This window comes from Bacteroides zoogleoformans (genome assembly GCF_002998435.1).
Lineage (GTDB): Bacteria > Bacteroidota > Bacteroidia > Bacteroidales > Bacteroidaceae > Bacteroides > Bacteroides zoogleoformans.
In genome coordinates, this window is sequence record NZ_CP027231.1 from 1,749,823 (window position 1) to 1,769,807 (window position 19,985).

Annotated in this window: 14 protein-coding genes; 13 read left to right on the forward strand and 1 reads right to left on the reverse strand. The window is 44.2% G+C overall.

The annotated features are described in order from the left end of the window. Positions 1–622 precede the first annotated feature (622 nt). The 5 genes from C4H11_RS07340 to C4H11_RS07360 are packed head-to-tail and all read left to right on the forward strand — an operon-like array spanning position 623 to position 6,336. Positions 623–1,465: a vWA domain-containing protein gene (locus C4H11_RS07340; protein ID WP_106041079.1), complete on the forward strand. Its 843-nt coding sequence runs from the start codon at positions 623–625 to the stop codon at positions 1,463–1,465. Positions 1,466–1,480: 15 nt separating this feature from the next. Then, positions 1,481–2,512 carry a hypothetical protein gene (locus tag C4H11_RS07345; RefSeq protein ID WP_106041080.1) on the forward strand — a complete coding sequence of 344 codons (1,032 nt, stop codon included), beginning with the start codon at positions 1,481–1,483 and terminating at the stop codon, positions 2,510–2,512. A gap of 8 nt (positions 2,513–2,520) precedes the next feature. Further along, the gene (locus tag C4H11_RS07350) at positions 2,521–3,510 is read left to right on the forward strand and encodes a protein kinase domain-containing protein (protein WP_106041081.1); all 990 of its coding nucleotides are present in this window, start codon (positions 2,521–2,523) and stop codon (positions 3,508–3,510) included. A gap of 54 nt (positions 3,511–3,564) precedes the next feature. After that, positions 3,565–5,109, forward strand: a complete 1,545-nt coding sequence (locus C4H11_RS07355; protein WP_205729955.1) for a serine/threonine-protein kinase — start codon at positions 3,565–3,567, stop codon at positions 5,107–5,109. Positions 5,110–5,121: 12 nt separating this feature from the next. Next, positions 5,122–6,336 carry a DUF4407 domain-containing protein gene (locus tag C4H11_RS07360; protein ID WP_164996516.1) on the forward strand — a complete coding sequence of 405 codons (1,215 nt, stop codon included), beginning with the start codon at positions 5,122–5,124 and terminating at the stop codon, positions 6,334–6,336. Between the two features lie 58 nt (positions 6,337–6,394). Here C4H11_RS07360 and C4H11_RS07365 read toward each other — a convergent pair whose 3' ends face one another. After that, the gene (locus C4H11_RS07365) at positions 6,395–7,063 is read right to left on the reverse strand and encodes a Crp/Fnr family transcriptional regulator (protein ID WP_106041084.1); all 669 of its coding nucleotides are present in this window, start codon (positions 7,061–7,063) and stop codon (positions 6,395–6,397) included. A 189-nt stretch (positions 7,064–7,252) separates the two neighbouring features. Here C4H11_RS07365 and hcp point away from each other — a divergent pair, with 189 nt between their 5' ends. The 8 genes from hcp to C4H11_RS07405 all read left to right on the forward strand — a co-directional run bounded on the left by hcp (position 7,253) and on the right by C4H11_RS07405 (position 19,974). Then, positions 7,253–8,902, forward strand: a complete 1,650-nt coding sequence (gene hcp / locus C4H11_RS07370; RefSeq protein ID WP_106043216.1) for a hydroxylamine reductase — start codon at positions 7,253–7,255, stop codon at positions 8,900–8,902. Positions 8,903–8,928: 26 nt separating this feature from the next. After that, entirely contained in the window at positions 8,929–9,264 is a 336-nt protein-coding gene (locus tag C4H11_RS07375; RefSeq protein WP_106041085.1) for a cupin domain-containing protein, read from the forward strand. A 7-nt stretch (positions 9,265–9,271) separates the two neighbouring features. Further along, on the forward strand, positions 9,272–10,513 hold the full coding sequence (locus C4H11_RS07380; RefSeq protein ID WP_106041086.1) for a DUF438 domain-containing protein: 1,242 nt from the start codon (positions 9,272–9,274) through the stop codon (positions 10,511–10,513). Between the two features lie 140 nt (positions 10,514–10,653). After that, positions 10,654–11,502 carry a hypothetical protein gene (locus C4H11_RS07385; RefSeq protein ID WP_106041087.1) on the forward strand — a complete coding sequence of 283 codons (849 nt, stop codon included), beginning with the start codon at positions 10,654–10,656 and terminating at the stop codon, positions 11,500–11,502. A 322-nt stretch (positions 11,503–11,824) separates the two neighbouring features. Further along, complete coding sequence (locus C4H11_RS07390) at positions 11,825–15,229, forward strand: SusC/RagA family TonB-linked outer membrane protein (protein WP_106043218.1); 3,405 nt, start codon at positions 11,825–11,827, stop codon at positions 15,227–15,229. A gap of 25 nt (positions 15,230–15,254) precedes the next feature. Further along, positions 15,255–16,934, forward strand: a complete 1,680-nt coding sequence (locus C4H11_RS07395; protein WP_106041088.1) for a RagB/SusD family nutrient uptake outer membrane protein — start codon at positions 15,255–15,257, stop codon at positions 16,932–16,934. A gap of 329 nt (positions 16,935–17,263) precedes the next feature. Then, complete coding sequence (locus C4H11_RS07400; RefSeq protein WP_106041089.1) at positions 17,264–18,430, forward strand: exo-beta-N-acetylmuramidase NamZ family protein; 1,167 nt, start codon at positions 17,264–17,266, stop codon at positions 18,428–18,430. Between the two features lie 89 nt (positions 18,431–18,519). After that, on the forward strand, positions 18,520–19,974 hold the full coding sequence (locus tag C4H11_RS07405; RefSeq protein WP_106041090.1) for a sodium:solute symporter: 1,455 nt from the start codon (positions 18,520–18,522) through the stop codon (positions 19,972–19,974). The last annotated feature ends 11 nt before the right edge of the window (positions 19,975–19,985 follow it).

The window sequence follows — 19,985 nt, forward strand, 5'->3', positions numbered from 1 at the left end:
TTTTTACTAAAAATTCCCCGGAAAATTAGTAAAAAACCGGTGAGTTTTCAGTAAAAAATTAGTAGACTGGTTATCAAGCGATTAGGAAAGAAGAGGTTTGTCAGAATTTTTCATACTTTAAAGGCAGTTGGGTATACGTAGACGAAAGATACCATCTCCGTACTCTTTTACCCTCTTTTATGAGCCAAAGAAAAAATACCGAAGAAAGATTGATTTACAAAACATAATACCTATATTTGCATTTAGATGCCTTATTAACGATCCAATAAGCGGTGATTAGGCAAGCATATACATAAAAGGCGTAACTGTACGCTTTGGTTTTGACGTATCTGAACTTCGCAAACTCAAATGTCTGTCAAGAACAAAGCAACGGGAACGCCCCTTGAGATGTATTTTATATGTACCCACATGATGGCTATGGCTTCTTGCCATTTTTGAATGTGGTTTATATACTTACATCAGCGTGGGGCTTTCGGCGTTGCTCGTTTCGACAGACAGGGCAATGCGAAGGCCAAGATACGTGGGACGAGCAACAGGCTGGCTCCACGTTTTTTATTTATATGTGACATGACTATAAATCTAATCAATCTGTCAGGAGAGCCAAACAGAAAAAAAGACTATTATGGCAAAAAATGAAAAACAATGGAGTTCTGCCACTCCGGGACTCCTTATTATCCTATTAGACCAGTCAGGCTCTATGATGAATGCTTACGAAGGTACTACACGCACTAAATTTGCGACACTCGCCGTCAACAAAGTAATTGACAATATTATTCAAAAAAACTTTGATGGAGATGCACCGAAGAATCGTTGTTTTATCTCCGTTATCGGTTACAATCATGATGTAAAAGAATTATGTTCAGGATGGTTGAAAGACTTAGACGCTTCTCCACTACGTTACGAGACTCTAAAGAAAAAGACTCCTGACGGTACAGGTGGGATTGTTGAGGTTGAAGTCAAGCAGCCTGTCTGGGTTGAACCTATTGATAAAAATGGTGCCACCAACATGCTTGGCGCATTTCAAATAGCAAAAGAGCTTGTAGAAAAATGGATGTCTGATAACCTAGATGGTCCGGCACCTGTAATAATAAATATCTCAGATGGAGTTCCATATTATGATAGGAAAGATCCGAGCGACTGTATGAAAGAAACGGTTATATTAGCTAATGAGATTATGTCTCTTTCCAATAGCGATGGGAATGTTTTGATTTTCAATGCACAGATAGATGATGCTAATGGGAAAGTTGTTTTCCCATCTAATAGAGCAGAGGTTTCTCAGGAAGAAGCTCAGTTCTTATATGATATAACCAGTGAAGTTCCCGAATCATATAAGGCTGCTGCCGCAAAAAATGAACTTCCAACCAAAGAGGGCTCTCGTGGTTGTATATTTGGTGCAGATGGTGTTCAGCTGATCCAACTTATTGATTTTGGTTCATCAAAAGGGCAAAATGATGACAAAAGATGAAGTAGCAAGGAAGATATGAAAATACGCGCTTTTATTACCCACAAGCAGGCCGAAACCTATTCAGACTGCCAAGACAGATTTGGTATCAATCCCGAGATTAAATCTATCGCTGTTTCAGATGGGATGGGGGCAACATGGCAACAAAAAATATGGGCTCAACTCCTTGTTGACTCTTTTATAGAGAAAACTGATTGGCTTCCTGATATTGAATCCATAAAACCCTTGTGCTCAGTATGGAGAGAAAAAGTTAATGACTTCATCCAAGAATTAAAGGCAAAGAATGCTCCTGAAAATATGATTTACAGGAATGAGCGCAACTTGGCAGAAAGGCGGTCGGCCGGAGCTACTTTTGTTGGCATCCGCTTTGAAGGAAATAAATGGAAAGGTTCTGTTCTTGGCGATTCATGTCTAATTGAGTGGAATGGAAATGAAGCGAAATTTCATACTTCACAAGATGTGGAAACATTTGACAGCTATCCGGATTATTTCGACAGTGATGAATCTCAAAAAGGAAAGGGTACTCCAAGAATAATAGAAGGAGTACTATCTGAAGATATTTGTCTCATCATGACATCAGACCCTATCTCTGAGTTCTTATCCAGACATAATCAAAAAGGGGAAATAGCAGAATTTATTCAGCAGTTATTAACCGTGGTTTCTCATGAGGACTTTGAAAATTTAGTTCAAGATTGGAGAAAAACAGGAATGCATAATGATGATACAACTCTTGTGATTATTCTGTACAATAAATCCTGTTCTTTTTCTATGCAGAATATTGACGACATCAATACACTCATAAAAAAAGAAGAGTCCATCAAACAAATAGTCCCTATAGAAGAACTAGAGAATAAAGAAAAGAAAACTACGGCTACAAATAAGCCATTTAGTGACGATGCTTCTACTTTCATATACGAATTTCTCTCTGAATTCAAGATTATTTCTAAAAAGAAATGTAAACACTTGAAGAGTTTGAATCAAGCGACAAAAAATGCCGCAAAAGACGCATTTGACAAATTATTGAAAAAATATTCAATCGTTCGAAAATAACTATTGCCATGCCATTACCCAGTATTCCAGATTACAGCACGTGCATTAGAACGCCTGCATTAATACACCCTCTTGTTCTGAAAGATGGGCATCCTATTGAAAAAGGATCTCGTCTTATCAAGTATTCTGGTGGTTTTTGTGTCGTCTTCCCCTATCAGACTCCAAATAAGAAGTATGCTGTACGGCTTTGGCATGCAGAGGTCTCTGACGCAAAACGTAGAACTCAACTTATTTCTGACGCATTAAAAAAGGCGAATCTGCCATACTTTGTTGGATTTGAATTCTATGAAGACGGAATTATGACCACACAAGGCATGCAGCCACTTGTGGCCATGGACTGGGTAGATGCGCAACCCCTAAAGAAGTTCTTGGCAAATCATATCACAGAATCTCATGTGATTAATGAAATAGCAGAGAATTTCAAGAAAATGGTGGCAGATTTGCATGCAAACCATTTCTCTCACGGAGATTTGCAACATGGCAACATTATGGTTAAACCAGACAAATCTCTAATTCTGGTTGACTATGATTCCATCTATACCCCTAATTTAAAAGGGATGCCAGATGAAATTAAAGGCCTCGTTGGGTATCAGCACGAAGCACGGTGGAAGAATAAAAAAGCCTCTGAGAAGGCCGATTACTTTTCTGAACTTGTAATCTACACCAGTCTTATAGCATTGGCCAAGATGCCCTCTCTATGGGAAAAGCTGAATATGGAAGATACTGAGACCCTTTTATTTTCCGGTGAGGATATCCAGTCTTATGGCAAATCAAATATTTTCAGGGAACTTAAGTCAGACTCGGAATTAGCTCATTTGACAAATAAGTTATGCGATTTTATGTCAAAGTCATCCATTGACGAACTTTCCCCATTAGAAGAAGCCATAGCATCTGAAAGTAAAAGAATTTCCGATAAGTGGAAAAATGGAAACGGGTATACCGAAATAAGCAACGAGATATCGTCAACAATATCAGAAAAATTCAAGAAACCCCGATAAATGCTAACGATACCCAATATAAGAATATCTGTTGAAAATAAAAGAGTTCTCGTTTTGGATGAACATGCAAAGAATAGCAACTTCAAAAGAGATGCTAAAGGAAGACTTATTGCCTATACTGGAGGGTTTTCAGTAGTTTTCCCCTATAAAACGTCTGATGGAAAGGCGTGGGCTTTCCGCTGCTGGCATTCAAATATTAACTATACTCAAAAACGATATAAAATTATCTCCGAGGCAATTAGCAAATCCCATTTAGACTTCTTATGCGAAATTGAATACATAGAAAAAGGCATTAATGTGGATGGCAACATTTACCCAACGACAAGAATGCGTTGGATTGATGGCGTCACAATAAAAGACTATATCTGTCAAAACAAACATTCAAAGGAACGTCTAAGAGCACTAGCTGACAATTTTCTTAAAATGTCCCGAGCTTTGCATAGCCAATCACTTGCGCATGGAGATTTACAGCACGGTAACATTTTGGTTGATAATGATCATCAACTGCATCTCGTTGATTATGACTCTTTTTATTGTCCAGAACTGAATGGCGAAGCTGATTCTATAACAGGTCTTCCTGATTATCAGCATCCTGCACGAAAAAACAACAAAACAGTATCCGAAAAATTAGATTATTTCTCTGAGCTGATAATCTACCTCAGTATATTGGCAATAGCAGAAAACACTTCCCTAATTGATAAATATAAAGTGGAAGATTCCGATCGCCTTCTCTTCTCTAAAGAAGACTACGAAGACATAACAAATTCGGAAAGTTACAAAGACATTCAATCTCTTGGAGAAAGTTTCCAAGAAATATTAGATGTGCTGGCAGGATATCTAAAACATAATGACATAAATGAATTACTCCCTTTTGAATCTTTATTGTTAGAGAAAAAAGTAATCTTTTCTGCTTCTGCAACAAAAGTAGTCCGCCATACTCAAAGAATAATGTTAGAATGGAATGTTCCTTTTGTAGCAGATGTTTATCTAAAACAAGCAGGAGAAAGCTGTGAACAAAAATACGAGAATAAAGGATATATTTCCAAGAATCTTGTAGAGGATTCCACATTTGAACTATTAGTCAAGACCGTAAATGACTACATTATAAAAAAAGATGTTTCTATTAAAGTCTTTGATGAGTGTATAATTGATTTCTCTGCGGATAAATACTATGTATTTCCTACAATTCCCGTGAAACTAACTTGGGATGTCAAACACGCAAAAAGTGTTTGGATAGATAACGATGAAGTTGAAACTAAAGGCACAAAGATTATTGAACCTCAAAAAGCTACTACCATCATACTTACAGCAGAAGATGAATTTGGAAGAAAGAAGAAAAGTCTTGATATTAACATGTTACCAATACCGCAAGTAAAAACAATATTAGTACCTACTCCGCAGATTGCTAACAAGACCTCTATAACTATAAAGCAACCGAAATATAATGTGGGAGTTTCGTTCCCTAATATAGAATTTGACATTGTGAAGACAGAGCCTCCCAAAGTCCCATCATTCAAAGAGATGGGATTAAATACAGAGTTCCCTCCACTTCCAAAATTTAGTTTAATGAATTTAATAAGAAAATTACTTAACCGATAATAAGAAATGACTATGAACACGCAAATAAAAAAGACAAATGAAAGCGAAGAACTAATAAAATGGGGCGGATGGCTCAATGAATTTCTCTGGATATGTTCAGGAGCAAATCGAACCGTTTTAAGACAATGTCCCACTGACTACGCCAAATATGCAGGTATTGGAGGGACTATCTTATTTACAGCGCTAATGGCTACACTTTCAGGTGGCTACGCTCTATATTTTATATTTCATAGTGTAGAAAAGGCTATCTTGTTTGGAATATTTTGGGGAATGCTTATTTTCAATCTTGACAGATTCATTGTAAACACAATGTATTCTGATGGGAAAGTCACAATAAGTTGGAGAGAATTTTATAGCGGTTTACCACGTATCATTATCGCCATATTCTTAGGTATCGTTATCTCTACGCCACTTGAAATGAAGATTTTTGAAGACAGAATAAACTCACAATTAGTCAAGGACAACATTGAAAGAACCAATGCGTCCATGGCAGAAATTGACAAAGGTAACGAACTTCTTATAAAGCGTAGGGATCTGCTTGAACAGCAGAAAGCAGAAATCCTAGGACGATTAGCCAAGGCTAATGAAGAATTAATAAAAGAAGTAGAAGGGGCTGAAGGGAGAATACCTGGACAGGGACCTATATACAAAGAAAAGGTACGAAACAAAGAAGCAATTGAAAAGGAGCTATCAATGTGGGAAAGCTCTTATCAAAATGAACTTGATAATATTAGAAAGCAAATTGAAGTTAATAGAACTAAGGGAAATGAAGATATATCTAAAGGGAATGATGAAAATGGATTCTGTGTTCGCTATGAAGCATTCTCAAATGTAAAGAATGAAAATTCAGACTTGAAAATTGTTTCCATCATTGTAATGCTACTTTTTATAATAATAGAGACAGCACCAACATTCTTTAAGATGATGATTGCCTCTGGTCCATATGACGACTATTTACGCGCAGAAATGTACCACGCCAAAATAATGTCTGATAAACGAGTTTCAGACATTAACGATGAAATAAATACAGAAGTACAGATATCCACGCAAAGAAACAAAGAACGCTTAGAGGCAGAAGTACTTGCGAATAGAGAACTAATGACAAGAATTGCTAAATCACAAGCAGAACTATTACAAACAGCTATTGATAAATGGCGAGAAGAAGAATTACTTAAAATTAAGGAGAATCCGTCTCGATACATCAAGACAAATACAGTGAAAACATAGATGGTATTGAGCAAGAACTATCTATGCAAAGAGCAAACCGATAGCAAAATCCTTCGCCCTACATATAGCTTTGCAGCTTCCGCCTGTCCAGCACCGTGACCTCCTGCTTATCCAATGCAATCACCCCATCGGCCACCATCTCGCCAAGCGTGCGCGAGAGCGACGGGCGTTGCACTCCGAAATATTCGGCAAGTTGGGCATGCGTGCGCCGCCACTTGAAAGTGTTTTGTTTTTCCGTGGTGTTCTCTAACAGATAGATGGCCAGCTTCATCCGCAAACTGCGGATGGACAGCATCTGCACCTTGCCCGAAAGGAAAACAATAATATTGGAATTGATGCGGAGAAAATTGCGCAGCAGTGTCTCGTTCTGCATCATCTCTTTCTGAAACACCGATTTGGGGATGAGATAAAGAACCGTCTTCTCCTCCATGGCAATCACATCCACCGGAAAGAAGTTGCGGTCGGCAAAAACAAAGGCCGGAGCCAACGGACGCACCGGGTCGATAAACTCGATTTCGAGCACATTGTCGTCTTTGGTAATCATCTCCGTGCGCACCAAACCGGAGACCAGCAGGTACAGATGATTGATGACGCCGCCCTGCCTCACCACATGTTCTCCCTTGGCAAACTCTTTGACATCAGAGACGCAACGCACAACCAACTCTTCGACCTGCGCAGGCGTCATGCCTGCAAACAAAGGGCAACCAACTAAACTATACTCCAACATGGCTTCTGTTCTTTTGAGGATAAAGATACGCCGCACAAGGAATAAAGCCGGACTTCTTATTGTTAAAAAATACAAATGCCGGAGGCGTGTAACCATGGTTACCGTTTCCCGATGGTGCGCGCCCTACCTTTGCAACATCAAAAGATAACAGTATTTACTTTTTAAAAAAACAGCGTAATTATGGAGAAAATGTTTTGCTTCCAGTGTCAGGAGACAGCCAAGAATCAAGGCTGTACAGTGAAAGGTGTGTGCGGAAAAACCGCCGATGTGGCCAACCTGCAAGATCTCTTGCTCTTCCTGTGCAAAGGCATGGCGTGCTACACGGTGCGTCTGAGAGCGAAAGGAATAGAAATTCCCGAAGTCAACAAGTTCATCACGGACAGTCTGTTCATGACCATCACCAACGCCAATTTCGACATCAACCGTTTCATCACCCGCATCCGTATGGCACAAGAGTTGCGCAACTCCGTCAAAGAACGCCTGCTCGCCGAAGGCGGAACACTTGAAGGCATCATCTTCGAAGGTGCCTCATGGAGTGGAGAAACCGAAGCCCAGATGCACGAGAAAGCCGCCTCGGTGGGTGTGTTGGCCACGGAGAACGAGGACGTGCGTTCCTTGCGCGAGCTCACCGTCTACGGCCTGAAGGGCATGGCTGCTTATGCCGAACACGCCGCCAACCTGAAGTACGAGGACATTGAGATTTACGCCTTCATGCAACGTGCATTGGTAGCCGTCACAGACGACACCCTCTCCGCCGAAGAGCTGACAGCCCTTGTGCTCGAAACAGGAAAATACGGGGTACAGGTCATGGCGTTGCTCGACAAGGCAAACACTTCTTCATACGGCCATCCCGAAATCACCAAAGTAAACATCGGTGTGCGCAAAAATCCGGGCATCCTCATAAGCGGGCACGACCTGAAGGATATGGAAGAACTCCTGAAACAGACCGAAGGCACAGGCGTCGACATCTACACGCACAGCGAGATGCTGCCTGCCAACTACTATCCGGCATTCAAGAAGTATGCGCACTTCGTAGGCAATTACGGCAGCTCTTGGTGGCATCAGACCGAAGACTTCGAGCACTTCAACGGCGTGATTCTATTCACCACCAACTGCATCGTTCCTCCCCGCAAAAGTTCTACTTACGCCGACCGCGTATATACCACCGGTGCTTCGGGCTTCGACGGGTTCAAGCACATTGCCGACAGAAAAGACGGTCGCCCGAAAGACTTCTCCGCACTGATCGAGCATGCCAAACGCTGTGCGGCTCCTCAAGAGATAGAGACCGGCGAAATCATCGGTGGCTTTGCCCACAATCAGGTGATTGCATTGGCCGATAAGGTGATTGACGCCGTGAAGTCGGGAGCCATCCGCAAGTTCTTCGTCATGGCAGGCTGCGACGGACGCATGCCGGGACGCAACTACTACACCGAGTTTGCCGAGAAATTGCCGAAAGATACCGTCATCCTCACTGCCGGATGTGCCAAGTATCGCTACAACAAGCTCCCGTTGGGCGATATCAACGGCATTCCCCGCGTGCTCGACGCCGGACAATGCAACGACAGCTACTCGCTTGTACGCATCGCCCTCGCACTGAAAGAAGCCTTCGGCCTCGACAGCGTGAACAGCCTGCCCATCGCCTACAACATTGCTTGGTACGAGCAAAAGGCGGTCATCGTATTGCTGGCCCTGCTCTCGCTCGGAGTAAAAGACATCCACCTCGGGCCTACATTGCCCGCATTCCTCTCGCCCAACGTGGCCAACGTACTGGTGAACAACTTCGGCATTGCCGGCATCACCTCCGCAGACGAGGACATGAAACTCTTTTTAAGTGCATAATATAATATATAATAATGTATAGCGTTATGAAAATATACGAAAAAGCCACAGTCATCGCCCTGGAAGATTCGATAGAATACACGGAGGGCGGAGTCATCAGCAAGCAGGTCACGAAGAACGAAGCGGGCAACATCACCTTGTTCTCGTTCGACAAGGGACAGGGACTGAGCGAACACACGGCCAATTTCGACGCATTCGTGCAAATACTGGACGGCGCAGCGGAAATCCGCATCGACGGAACACCCCGACTGCTGAAGAAAGGCGATTGCATCATCATGCCTGCCGGACATCCGCACGCACTGCAAGCCGTAGAGAGATTTAAAATGTTATTAACCATGATTCGCGGCAGCGAACAAAACTAAAACCGATATGAGTGAAATAATTAACAACTCGGCACAACGCAAAGAAATGTTGCGCCACCTCCTGCTCAGGCTGCACAAAGGCGAAAATCCCGAAGTGCTGAGAAACCGGCTTATCGAAGTCTTGAAAACCATACCTTACAACGAGGTGGTGGAAGTGGAACAGGCACTTATCAACGAGCAGTTGCTGAACGAAGCCGAAATACAGGAGTTCTGCGACCTGCACACCGCCGTGCTGGACGGAAGCATCGACTTAGGAGGTGCAAAGGCCATTCCGGCAGGACATCCCGCAGATACCTTCCGCAAAGAGAATGAGGCGTTGAACGCCGAAATAACCACCTACAAGAAGCTGACCGGTACGATGGACACATGGGATGATGCACACCTGACAGGCTTCCTATTAGGATTGCGCACCATCTTCAACAGCCTCGCCGACGTAGACAAGCACTACAAACGCAAGGAATACCTGCTTTTCCCGTTTCTGGAAAAGCACCTCATCACCGGTCCTCCCAAAGTGATGTGGGGCAAGCACGACGAAACCCGCCTGCAACTGAAAAAGGCGTTCGAGACCCTGACTTCACCTCTCACCACGGTGAACGAGCTGAAAACAGCCGTTGCAACCGTCTGCAACCCGGCCGTAGAAATGATTGCCGGCATGATTAAGAAAGAAGAAGAAATCCTCTTTCCCATGAGCATGGATACACTGACGGAAGACGAGTGGTACAAGATTTATCAGGAAACACCCGACTTCGGTTACTGCCTCATTGACCCGGAAGACGAATGGAAACCCGCAGGCATGGCTAAGGTAGAGAAGCAAACCTATATGGAGACAGATGCCATCCGCCTTTCGTCGGGCGCATTCAGCATCGAAGAATTGGAAGCGCTGTTCATCCACCTTCCCATCGACATCACTTTTGTCGATAAGGACGACAAGGTGCGTTTCTTCTCTCACAGTCCTAAAAGGGTGTTCGAACGCAACCGCTCCATCATCGGGCGCGACGTACGCATGTGTCATCCTCCCGGCAGCGTGCACGTGGTAGAGCAGATTCTCGAAGACTTCAAAAGCGGTAAAGAGAACAAAGCCGCTTTCTGGATTTCCAACTTCAAAGGCCGCTTCGTCTACATCGAATATTCGGCCGTGCGCGGAAAGAACAGCGAATACCTCGGCGTGGTGGAGGTGACACAAGACATCACCGGACTTCGCGCTTTGGAAAGCGACCAGCGATTGCTGTCGTACGAGAAATCGAAATAAGAACAAGCCGGATGAGGCGAGTGTACAAACTGTCACTCGCCTCATCTGTTTCTTTCCCTCCCATACGTTTTTTCCATAGAATATCTTGGAAAAATTGAAAAAAGCTATACATTTGTATTCGATTCTAAATTTGTCTGCTTATGAAACTCATCGCCGAAAGTGGTTCTACCAGAACAGAGTGGGCATTGGTTGAAGATAATCATCTGATACAACAAGCCTTTACAGAGGGATTGAATCCTTTCTTTCAGACCAGAAGAGAAATTAGCCGGAGCGTACGGTTAGGCCTGCCCGAACATTTCTTCAAAAGAAAATTGGAGCAGGTCTACTACTATGGTGCCGGTTGTTCTTCACACGAAAAGAAGAACATTCTGGGTGCCTCGTTAGTAGCTCAATTCAAAACCCCCATTCAGGTGGAAAGCGATTTGCTGGCCGCTGCCCGTGGCTTGTTCAAGTGCGAAGCCGGCATTGCCTGTATCTTGGGTACCGGCTCCAACTCATGTTTCTATGACGGAAAAATCATCGTGAAAAACGTCAAGGCAGGCGGCTACATCTTAGGCGACGAAGGTAGTGGCGCAGTATTGGGCAAGATGTTCTTGTCCGATGTCCTGAAAGGTCTAGCTCCCAAAGACGTGACGACCGACTTCTTCGACAAATTTCGTATCAGCCCCAATGAAGTGATGGAATCAGTGTACAACCGTCCTTTCCCCAACCGTTTCTTAGCCACCTTATCTTATTTCCTGGCAGATTATACAAACGATGACTATGTATATAGCCTGATTACGGGCAACCTGCGGAATTTCTTCACCCGCAACGTTTGCCAATACGACTACAAGAACTATCCCATACGCTTCGTCGGTTCACTGGCTTATAGTTATGCAAGTATCTTGCGCGAAGTGGCCGGAGAATTCGGCATCGAACTGGAAGTGATTGAGGAAACACCCATGAAGGGACTGATTGCATTCCATGCCTTGAACATAGAAGAACCTTAGTCCACCTGTAAAAGAAAACTTAATTTATCTATATAACAGAGATTTGAAGCCACAAATGTGCGAATCTATATATACAAATCTAAATATTAGCAAACAAACGTTCTTGATATTAAATAATAATGTATCTTTGTTAGCAGGAAACGAACCGGTCGTTTCATCCCTTTGTCAATAACGACCTTAAATAGAGGAGAAGCCTATGAAGAATGAACTGCCCTAAAAAAGATGAATGTCAACATTGCTGTTACATCCCACTCAACCTTGCCCCGATTTCTAATAAGAATACATTAATTAACTACAAAACCATTAACCTTTTATTATGATTATGAATGAAGATCACAAAAAACGAGGAACGGCATACAGCAAGTTTCTCACGGCAGTGGCCATAAGCACCCTGTTCTTAAGCAGCGGCAATGCGATGGCCAACCCCAATACCTCCACCGAGGTTGCAAAAGTGACAGAACAATTGCAAACCATCACCGTCAACGGTCTGGTAGTAGATGTTGCAGGCGAACCCGTAATAGGCGCCAGCGTGGTGGAGAAAGGTACGAGCAACGGAATAGTTACCGACCTCGACGGTAAATTTACGCTAAACGTAAAACCGGGAGCAATGCTGAAAGTCTCATTTGTAGGTTATCAGCCGCAAGAAGTCAAAGCTACCTCAACCATGAAGATAGTCTTGAAGGAAGACACGGAATTACTGGACGAGGTCGTGGTTGTGGGATATGGTACGCAGAAGAAAGTTAACCTTACGGGTGCTGTATCAACGGTGGACTTATCAAAGACAATGGAAGGACGACCACAACAAGATGTGGCAAAGGCGTTACAAGGAGCCGTACCGGGACTTTCCATCCTGAATAATTCCGGAGACATCAATGGCAGCCCCTCCATGCGCATTCGCGGTTTAGGTACTTTAAGCAATAAAGAAGTAAGTAACCCGCTCATCATTGTAGACGGTGTACCCATGGATGACATTTCTTTCTTAAACACTCAGGACATTGAGAACATATCCGTATTGAAAGACGCCGCCTCCACTTCCATATATGGTGCACGTGCCGCTTTTGGTGTAATTTTAATAAACACCAAAGGCGCCAAGCCCAAAGATAAGGTCAGTATCAACTACAGCAACAACTTCGCATGGGATCAATCGACATACCTCCCCGATTATCCCGACGTACCCACCCAATTGCGCTCTGCCATTGAAGCCAAGAAAAACGCGGGTGAAGGAATGCCCGAATTGTTCGGTATGTATTTCGATACCATGCTGGAATATGCCGAAGCTTGGAAAGCCCAACACGGAGGCAAAGCCGGTTATCGCGAAATGCAACTCTACCAGAACAAAGAAAACGTAGGTGACTACCTGCTATTCGAAAACGGTAAAGGATTACTCTATGCAGATTGGGATGTCAAAGGTATTTTCTACAATAATGCCGCTCCTTCTCAAAGTCATAACCTATCCGTTCAAGGCACCAGCGGAAAAACCAACTACTACCTCTCTTTCGGCTATGACGATAAACAAGGCATCATGAAGATTCATCCGGATGAGTTGAAGAAATACAATGCTTCGGTAAACCTGACAACCGATGTCTTCGATTGGCTGCAAATAGGCGCCCGCTTTAATTATACGCGCAAGGCCTACCAACGCCCTGACACATGGCAGAACACCTATCAGTACTTATGGCGCTGGGGTAGCTTCTTCGGCCCTTACGGAACAGTGAACGGGCACGATTTTAAGACCATTGCACAACAAAAACAAGCTGCCGACCATAAAACGACAACCGACCTCACACGCATGAACACTTTCTTGAAAGCCGAAATCATAAAGGGGTTGACACTGAATGCTGATTTTACTTACAGCATTCAGAACATGAATAGCGGTTCTGCTGACTATTCCGTTTTCGGAATGAACAACTGGGGAACATTCAAAGCTCCCTCTTACATCGTAGCCAAAGGCAGTACTTCTATTTGGCGTGACGCTTCGCGCCAGAACAATTGGGTGTTGAATGTCTATACTAACTATGCTAAGACTTTCGCCCAAAAGCACAATATCAACATCATGGGAGGCGCCAATGCAGAGGAAACGGACTACATCTATTTATACGGTAAGCGGAAAGGACTTTTCGACCAAAACAAGCCCGAACTAAACTTGGCCAACCAAGATGGACAAGAATTAAAATGGAGCCACAACGACCGTGCCTCTGCCGGTTATTTCGGACGTATCAACTATGATTATAAAGGTATCTATTTATTGGAACTGAACGGCCGTTACGATGGTTCATCCCGTTTCCCAAGTTCCGACCGCTGGGCATTCTTCCCCTCGGCATCCATCGGCTACCGCTTCTCGGAAGAGGCTTATTTCCAACCGCTGAGAAAAGTTGTCAACAATGCCAAGCTACGTGCCTCTCTCGGAGAAATCGGTAATGAAGCCGTAGGCGACTACATGTTTGTCGAACTCATCACACAACGCCTCAACAATGCTTCTACCGGATATGTATATTGGGTAGACGGAAATGGAGCCAATGCCAATCGTCTGACCATGTACAACATGCCCGACCTCGTATCCAAATCACTGACGTGGGAACGCATCCGTACCACAAATGTCGGATTAGACTTGGGATTCTTGGATAATGACTTAAATGTCAGTTTCGACTGGTTCCAACGCGAGACACGCGACATGCTCGCTCCCGCCGAAGTTCTGCCCAACACATTGGGAGCCAATGCTCCATACGCCAACGCCGGAAACTTACGCACACGCGGATGGGAAGTCAACTTGAACTGGCAGCATAAGTTCAACGATTTCACCGTCTATGCCAACTTCAACCTAAGCGACTCCAAGACGAAAGTTACCAAATGGACCAATGACAGCAAGTTGCTGAATACCTACTATACCGGTAAGACATACGGTGACATTTGGGGATTTGAGACCGACCGTTATTTTGAAGAGTCAGATTTCACAAGTAAAAATGAAAACGGTTCTTGGAACTATAAAGAAGGTATAGCCGATCAATCGGCACTGGAAAAAGGCAACTTCCACTTTGGCCCTGGTGACGTTAAATTCAAAGATTTGAATGGTGACAAGAAGATTGACGGTGGAAAAGGCAAGGCCGACGACCATGGTGACTTGAAAGTCATCGGTAACTCCATGCCGCGCTATGAGTACAGTTTCCACATCGGAGGCGCATGGAAAGGTCTTGACCTCGACTTGTTCTTCCAAGGTGTAGGCAAACGTGATGAATGGACAATCTCGTCCTTCAACTTCCCCATGATGCGTGCGTCCGACTTGGCCATTTACGACCACCAAACTAACTACAACAAGGTGTTGTACGATAACTATTGGAAGCAGATTGTAGGCTATGAAATCAACCAAAGTAATACCTACCCCCGTCTTTATCCCGGTAATGATAGCAATGGTGCAGTAGCGGGTATTGCAGCAGGAAGCAATAACTATTATCCGCAGAGCCGCTATCTGACGGACATGTCTTACCTCCGTCTGAAAAATGTAACGATAGGATACACCCTCCCGAAAGAATGGACTCGCAAAGCATTCATCGAAAAAGCACGTATCTACTTCAGCGGTAGTAATCTCTTCCTCCTCCATAAAGGAAGTGGAGACCTGCCCATCGACCCGGAAGTCAATGCTTCTCCGACCAACAACGGAGCCTATGGCACTTGGGGACGTGTCGCTCCTATTACTCGTACTTTCTCAGTCGGTATTCAAGTGACATTGTAATAATAACTACTAAAACGAAGAAACAATGAAAAAAATATTCATATACGGAACTTTGGCTTTAATAAGCTTGACAAGTTGCAACGACCTGCTCGACAAAGAGCCATTGGATACTTTCTCCAATACTCCTGAGTATTGGAGTAATGCAGATAACCTTGACAACCAATGCAACACATTCCTAAACAATTATTCCGGTTATGGTAATGCAGGTGGCGGTGGATGGTTTTACTTCAAGACACTAAGTGATGACCAAGTCCACAAAGACAATCACACATGGACTTACACGAGTTTGGTTTCCACTTCATCCGAATGGTCGACTCCTTTCGTAGAAATTCGCCGAGCTGCCTACATAATCAATGGCGTGCAGTCTTCCTCGCTGGACGACGCCACAAAAGCAAACTATGAAGGTATTGCCCGCATGAATCGTGCATGGCAATATTATCAACTGGTTCGCATGTTTGGCAATGTGCAATGGATTGGTCAAATTGTAGACCCCAACGACAAGGAGTTCTTGCAATCCGACCGTACAGACCGAGATGTCGTAATGGACAAAGTCCTGGAAGACCTGAACTATGCTTGCACCCACATGACCGGTACTAATAAACAGCGCTTCAACAAAGACATGGCACTGGCCATGAAAGCGGACATTTGTTTGTGGGAAGGTACATTCTGCAAATATCGCACAGCGAATGAGAATGGAAAGGCCGCAGACATGAATCGCTCACAAAAGTTCCTGCAAGAGTGTGCATCGGCTTGCGAAGAATTGATAAAAAAGAACTATAAATTAAGAGAAGATTATCAGTCAATCTACAATGCCATCGACCTCTCAAGCAACCCGGAAATCATCTTCTATAAGCCTTACTCTAAAGACGCTTTCATGCACTCTACCATTGACTATACCGTAGATACCGGCGGCACGCATGGTATGTCTAAGGATGCTTTTGACAGTTATTTGTTCTTGGATGGCAAACCGTTGGCCACAACAACAATGGATAAGAACGATGCTGCTGAGTTGGATGCCGATGGCAATTATTCGCTGGCTGCCGTACTTGCAACCCGAGACAAACGTTTGGCTGCTTCCATAGATCCGGTACTTGCCTTCAGAGGACATGCCTACAGCCGTGCCGGCGTAGCTCCTTTCACTTCATCAACAGGATATGGCGTTGCCAAATTCGATAATACGAGTCTGGCTGTATACAATCGTAATCAGATAAATACGGCCTATACAGATGCTCCAATCTACTGGCTTTCCATCATCTACCTGAACTATGCGGAAGCCAAAGCTGAGTTAGGCACACTGACTCAAACAGATTTGGACAACACCATCAACAAATTGCAAGCTCGCGCAGGTTTGCCCAGCATGATCACCACACCCGAAGCCGATCCAGCAAACAATATGAACATAAGCAACTTGCTTTGGGAAATTCGTCGTTGCAGACGTTGTGAACTGATGTTTGATAATTGGTATCGCTATTGGGATTTGATCCGCTGGCATCAATTGGAGTTGTTGGATAGCAAGAACCATCCGAACGTGTTTTTAGGTGCAAACCTGAAAAATGTAGCCAATCCGGAAGAAGCAATGAAAGGCGATTATCTTGACGCTTCCGATGACCAGATTCGTACATACGAAAGCAAGCATTATTTATATCCGATACCCACCGGACAATTGACTTTAAATAAAAACATGAAGCAAAATCCCGGTTGGTGATAAAAATTAACTACAAAACCATTAACCTTTTATTATGATTAACCCATCGGCGGAATTAATTTAGCGCATATTTAATTCTGACGATGGGTTTATTGATCATGAAATCTACATATTGTAGAACGGTTAGTGCAGCGCATCCTATATAAGGGAAAGAAAAAGCAACATGAAATGATAGCACGATGGAGCAATATTGATAGTGGACAGCTTATGATATTCCAACTCTGCAAAATAAGATTGATAATATTGAAAATATTAAAATAAGTGTTTTTGATATTAAAATAAACGTTATCTTTGTTGCAAACAATATCCTCCTTAGGCTATACCATATTATGAAGAAACTATTGCTTTTATTTTTGATGCTATGTGGCTCTTTGTTGTGCGGGGCACAAGAAGAGCGGGTCGTTTTAGGTGACGAGCAGACTTCGGAGTATTTTCCCATCTTGAAAAACAAGCGAATAGCCATATTCTCCAATCACACCGGCATGGTGGGAGACAAGCACCTGCTGGATGTTTTGCTGGAAAACAAATTTGACGTGGTGGCTATATTCTCGCCCGAACATGGCTTCCGGGGGAATGCCGATGCGGGTGAACATGTGTCGAGCTCTGTCGATGCGAAGACGGGCGTTCCTATCCTTTCGTTGTACGACGGTAAGTTGGGCAAACCCGGCGATGCTTCTATGCGTAAATTCGATATTCTGATTGTAGACATACAGGATGTAGGTTTGCGGTTCTACACCTATTATGCCTCCATGTGCCGACTAATGGATGCTTGTGCAGAATATAACCGCAAGGTACTGGTACTGGATCGCCCAAATCCCAACGGGCATTATGTGGACGGACCGATACTGGACATGAAATACAAGTCGGGCGTGGGTTGGCTTCCCATTCCCATTGTGCACGGCATGACGCTGGGCGAACTTGCGTTGATGGTGAACGGCGAACGCTGGTTGCCCGCCTCGCGCGTATGCGACCTGACCGTCATTCCTTGCAAAAACTACACACACCGAACCATGTATCGGTTGCCGATTCCTCCATCGCCCAACCTGCCGAACATGAAGTCCGTCTATCTATATCCTTCTACCTGCTATTTCGAAGCTACTCCTGTCAGCCTGGGCAGAGGAACCGACCTTCCGTTTCAGGTGTACGGACATCCCAACATGACGGGCTATAGTTACAGCTTTACACCGCGCAGCGTGCCCGGAGCCAAGAATCCGCCGCAACTGAACAAACTTTGCCACGGCATGAACCTGAGTACACTGAGCGATGAGGAGATTTGGAAGCGCGGCATCGACCTGAGTTATGTGATAGACGCCTACCGAAACCTGAATATGGAAGACCACTTCTTCCGCTCTTTCTTCGAATTGCTGGTAGGCACAGACTACGTGCGCAAAATGATAAAAGAAGGGAAAAGTGCCGACGAGATAAAAGCAATGTGGAAAGAAGACGTGGAAAAGTTCAAGGTGCAGCGCAAACCTTATCTGCTCTACGAAGAATGACCTCGTGCCTACGCACCGGCACTCCACGCATTATGGCGAATAACAGATTAATCAAACAATTATAAATGAATAAACAGTAAATCCTCCTCATGACACCGCTTTCAGTAATCATCACCATCGCCGCCTACTTCGCGATACTGTTCACGGTATCCTACATTGCAGGCAGAAAGGCCGACAACGAAGGTTTCTTTGTCGGCAACCGCAAATCATCTTGGTATGTAGTGGCTTTTGCCATGGTAGGCTCTGCCATTTCGGGCGTTACCTACGTCTCCGTTCCGGGTATGGTGGCAGTCGGCAGCTTCGGTTATCTCCAGATGGTTATGGGTTTCATTGCCGGACAACTTATCATAGCCTATGTGCTTGTACCTTTGTTCTACAAGATGAATCTGGTGTCTATCTACGAATATCTGGAAAACCGTTTCGGCATGTCTTCTTATCGCACGGGAGCTTGGTTCTTCTTTATTTCTAAGATGCTCGGCGCAGCCGTCCGCCTGTTTTTGGTATGCCTGACGTTGCAATTACTGGTATTCGAGCCGTTCGGACTGCCGTTCCTGCTGAATGTAGCCATTACGGTAGCTTTAGTATGGCTGTACACTTTTCAAGGCGGAGTAAAATCACTGATTTGGACTGATTCTCTGAAAACGTTCTGTCTGGTGGTTTCGGTAGCACTCTGCATTTATTACATCGCTTCCGACTTGAACTTGTCGTTCACCGGCATGATAAGCACCATTGCCGACAGCGACATGTCGCGCATCTTCTTCTTCGACGACGTAAACAGCAGGCAATATTTCTTCAAGCAATTCCTCGCCGGAGTCTTCACAATGATTGCCATGACGGGACTGGATCAAGACATGATGCAGCGCAACCTGAGTTGCAAGAACTTCAAAGACTCGCAGAAGAACATGATAACCAGCGTCATCTCTCAATTCTTCGTCATCCTGCTGTTCCTCATGCTGGGCGTACTGCTCTACATATTCGCCGCCAATCGGGAGATTACGGTGGCAAAGAGCGACGAGCTGTTTCCGGTGATTGCCACCGGTGAGTATTTCCCGGCTATCGTAGGCATCCTGTTCATCATCGGGTTGATTTCTTCCGCTTATTCGGCAGCAGGCTCGGCACTCACCGCCCTGACTACTTCGTTCACCGTAGACATTCTGGGTGCAAAGGGAAAAGAAGAGAAGGCAGTTGTAAAAATACGCAAGAAGGTACACATCGGCATGGCTGTGGTCATGGGCATTACGATTTTTGTATTCAACCTGCTGAACAACACAAGCGTCATCGACGCTGTATATATTTTGGCAAGCTATAGCTATGGCCCCATTCTCGGTTTGTTTGCTTTCGGCGTCTTCATGAAACAAGAAGTGCGCGACAAGTACATCCCGTTGGTGGCCATCGCCTCTCCGGCTCTCTGCTTTGTGCTGCAAAAGAATTCCGAAGCTTGGTTCGGAGGTTATCAAATCAGTTACGAACTACTGATATTCAATGCACTGTTCACTTTCATCGGACTCTGCCTGCTGATTAAGAAGAATAAAAAGAACCTTTAACCTGATACATC

Excerpts from the sequence above, each read along its gene's own strand:
- C4H11_RS07340 (WP_106041079.1), top strand. The coding sequence starts at position 623 with ATGGCAAAAAATGAAAAACAATGGAGTTCTGCCACTCCGGGACTCCTT.
- C4H11_RS07345 (WP_106041080.1), top strand. The coding sequence starts at position 1,481 with ATGAAAATACGCGCTTTTATTACCCACAAGCAGGCCGAAACCTATTCA.
- C4H11_RS07350 (WP_106041081.1), top strand. The coding sequence starts at position 2,521 with ATGCCATTACCCAGTATTCCAGATTACAGCACGTGCATTAGAACGCCT.
- C4H11_RS07360 (WP_164996516.1), top strand. The coding sequence starts at position 5,122 with ATGAACACGCAAATAAAAAAGACAAATGAAAGCGAAGAACTAATAAAA.
- C4H11_RS07365 (WP_106041084.1), bottom strand. The coding sequence starts at position 7,063 with ATGTTGGAGTATAGTTTAGTTGGTTGCCCTTTGTTTGCAGGCATGACG.
- hcp (WP_106043216.1), top strand. The coding sequence starts at position 7,253 with ATGTTTTGCTTCCAGTGTCAGGAGACAGCCAAGAATCAAGGCTGTACA.
- C4H11_RS07375 (WP_106041085.1), top strand. The coding sequence starts at position 8,929 with ATGAAAATATACGAAAAAGCCACAGTCATCGCCCTGGAAGATTCGATA.
- C4H11_RS07380 (WP_106041086.1), top strand. The coding sequence starts at position 9,272 with ATGAGTGAAATAATTAACAACTCGGCACAACGCAAAGAAATGTTGCGC.
- C4H11_RS07385 (WP_106041087.1), top strand. The coding sequence starts at position 10,654 with ATGAAACTCATCGCCGAAAGTGGTTCTACCAGAACAGAGTGGGCATTG.
- C4H11_RS07390 (WP_106043218.1), top strand. The coding sequence starts at position 11,825 with ATGAATGAAGATCACAAAAAACGAGGAACGGCATACAGCAAGTTTCTC.
- C4H11_RS07395 (WP_106041088.1), top strand. The coding sequence starts at position 15,255 with ATGAAAAAAATATTCATATACGGAACTTTGGCTTTAATAAGCTTGACA.
- C4H11_RS07400 (WP_106041089.1), top strand. The coding sequence starts at position 17,264 with ATGAAGAAACTATTGCTTTTATTTTTGATGCTATGTGGCTCTTTGTTG.
- C4H11_RS07405 (WP_106041090.1), top strand. The coding sequence starts at position 18,520 with ATGACACCGCTTTCAGTAATCATCACCATCGCCGCCTACTTCGCGATA.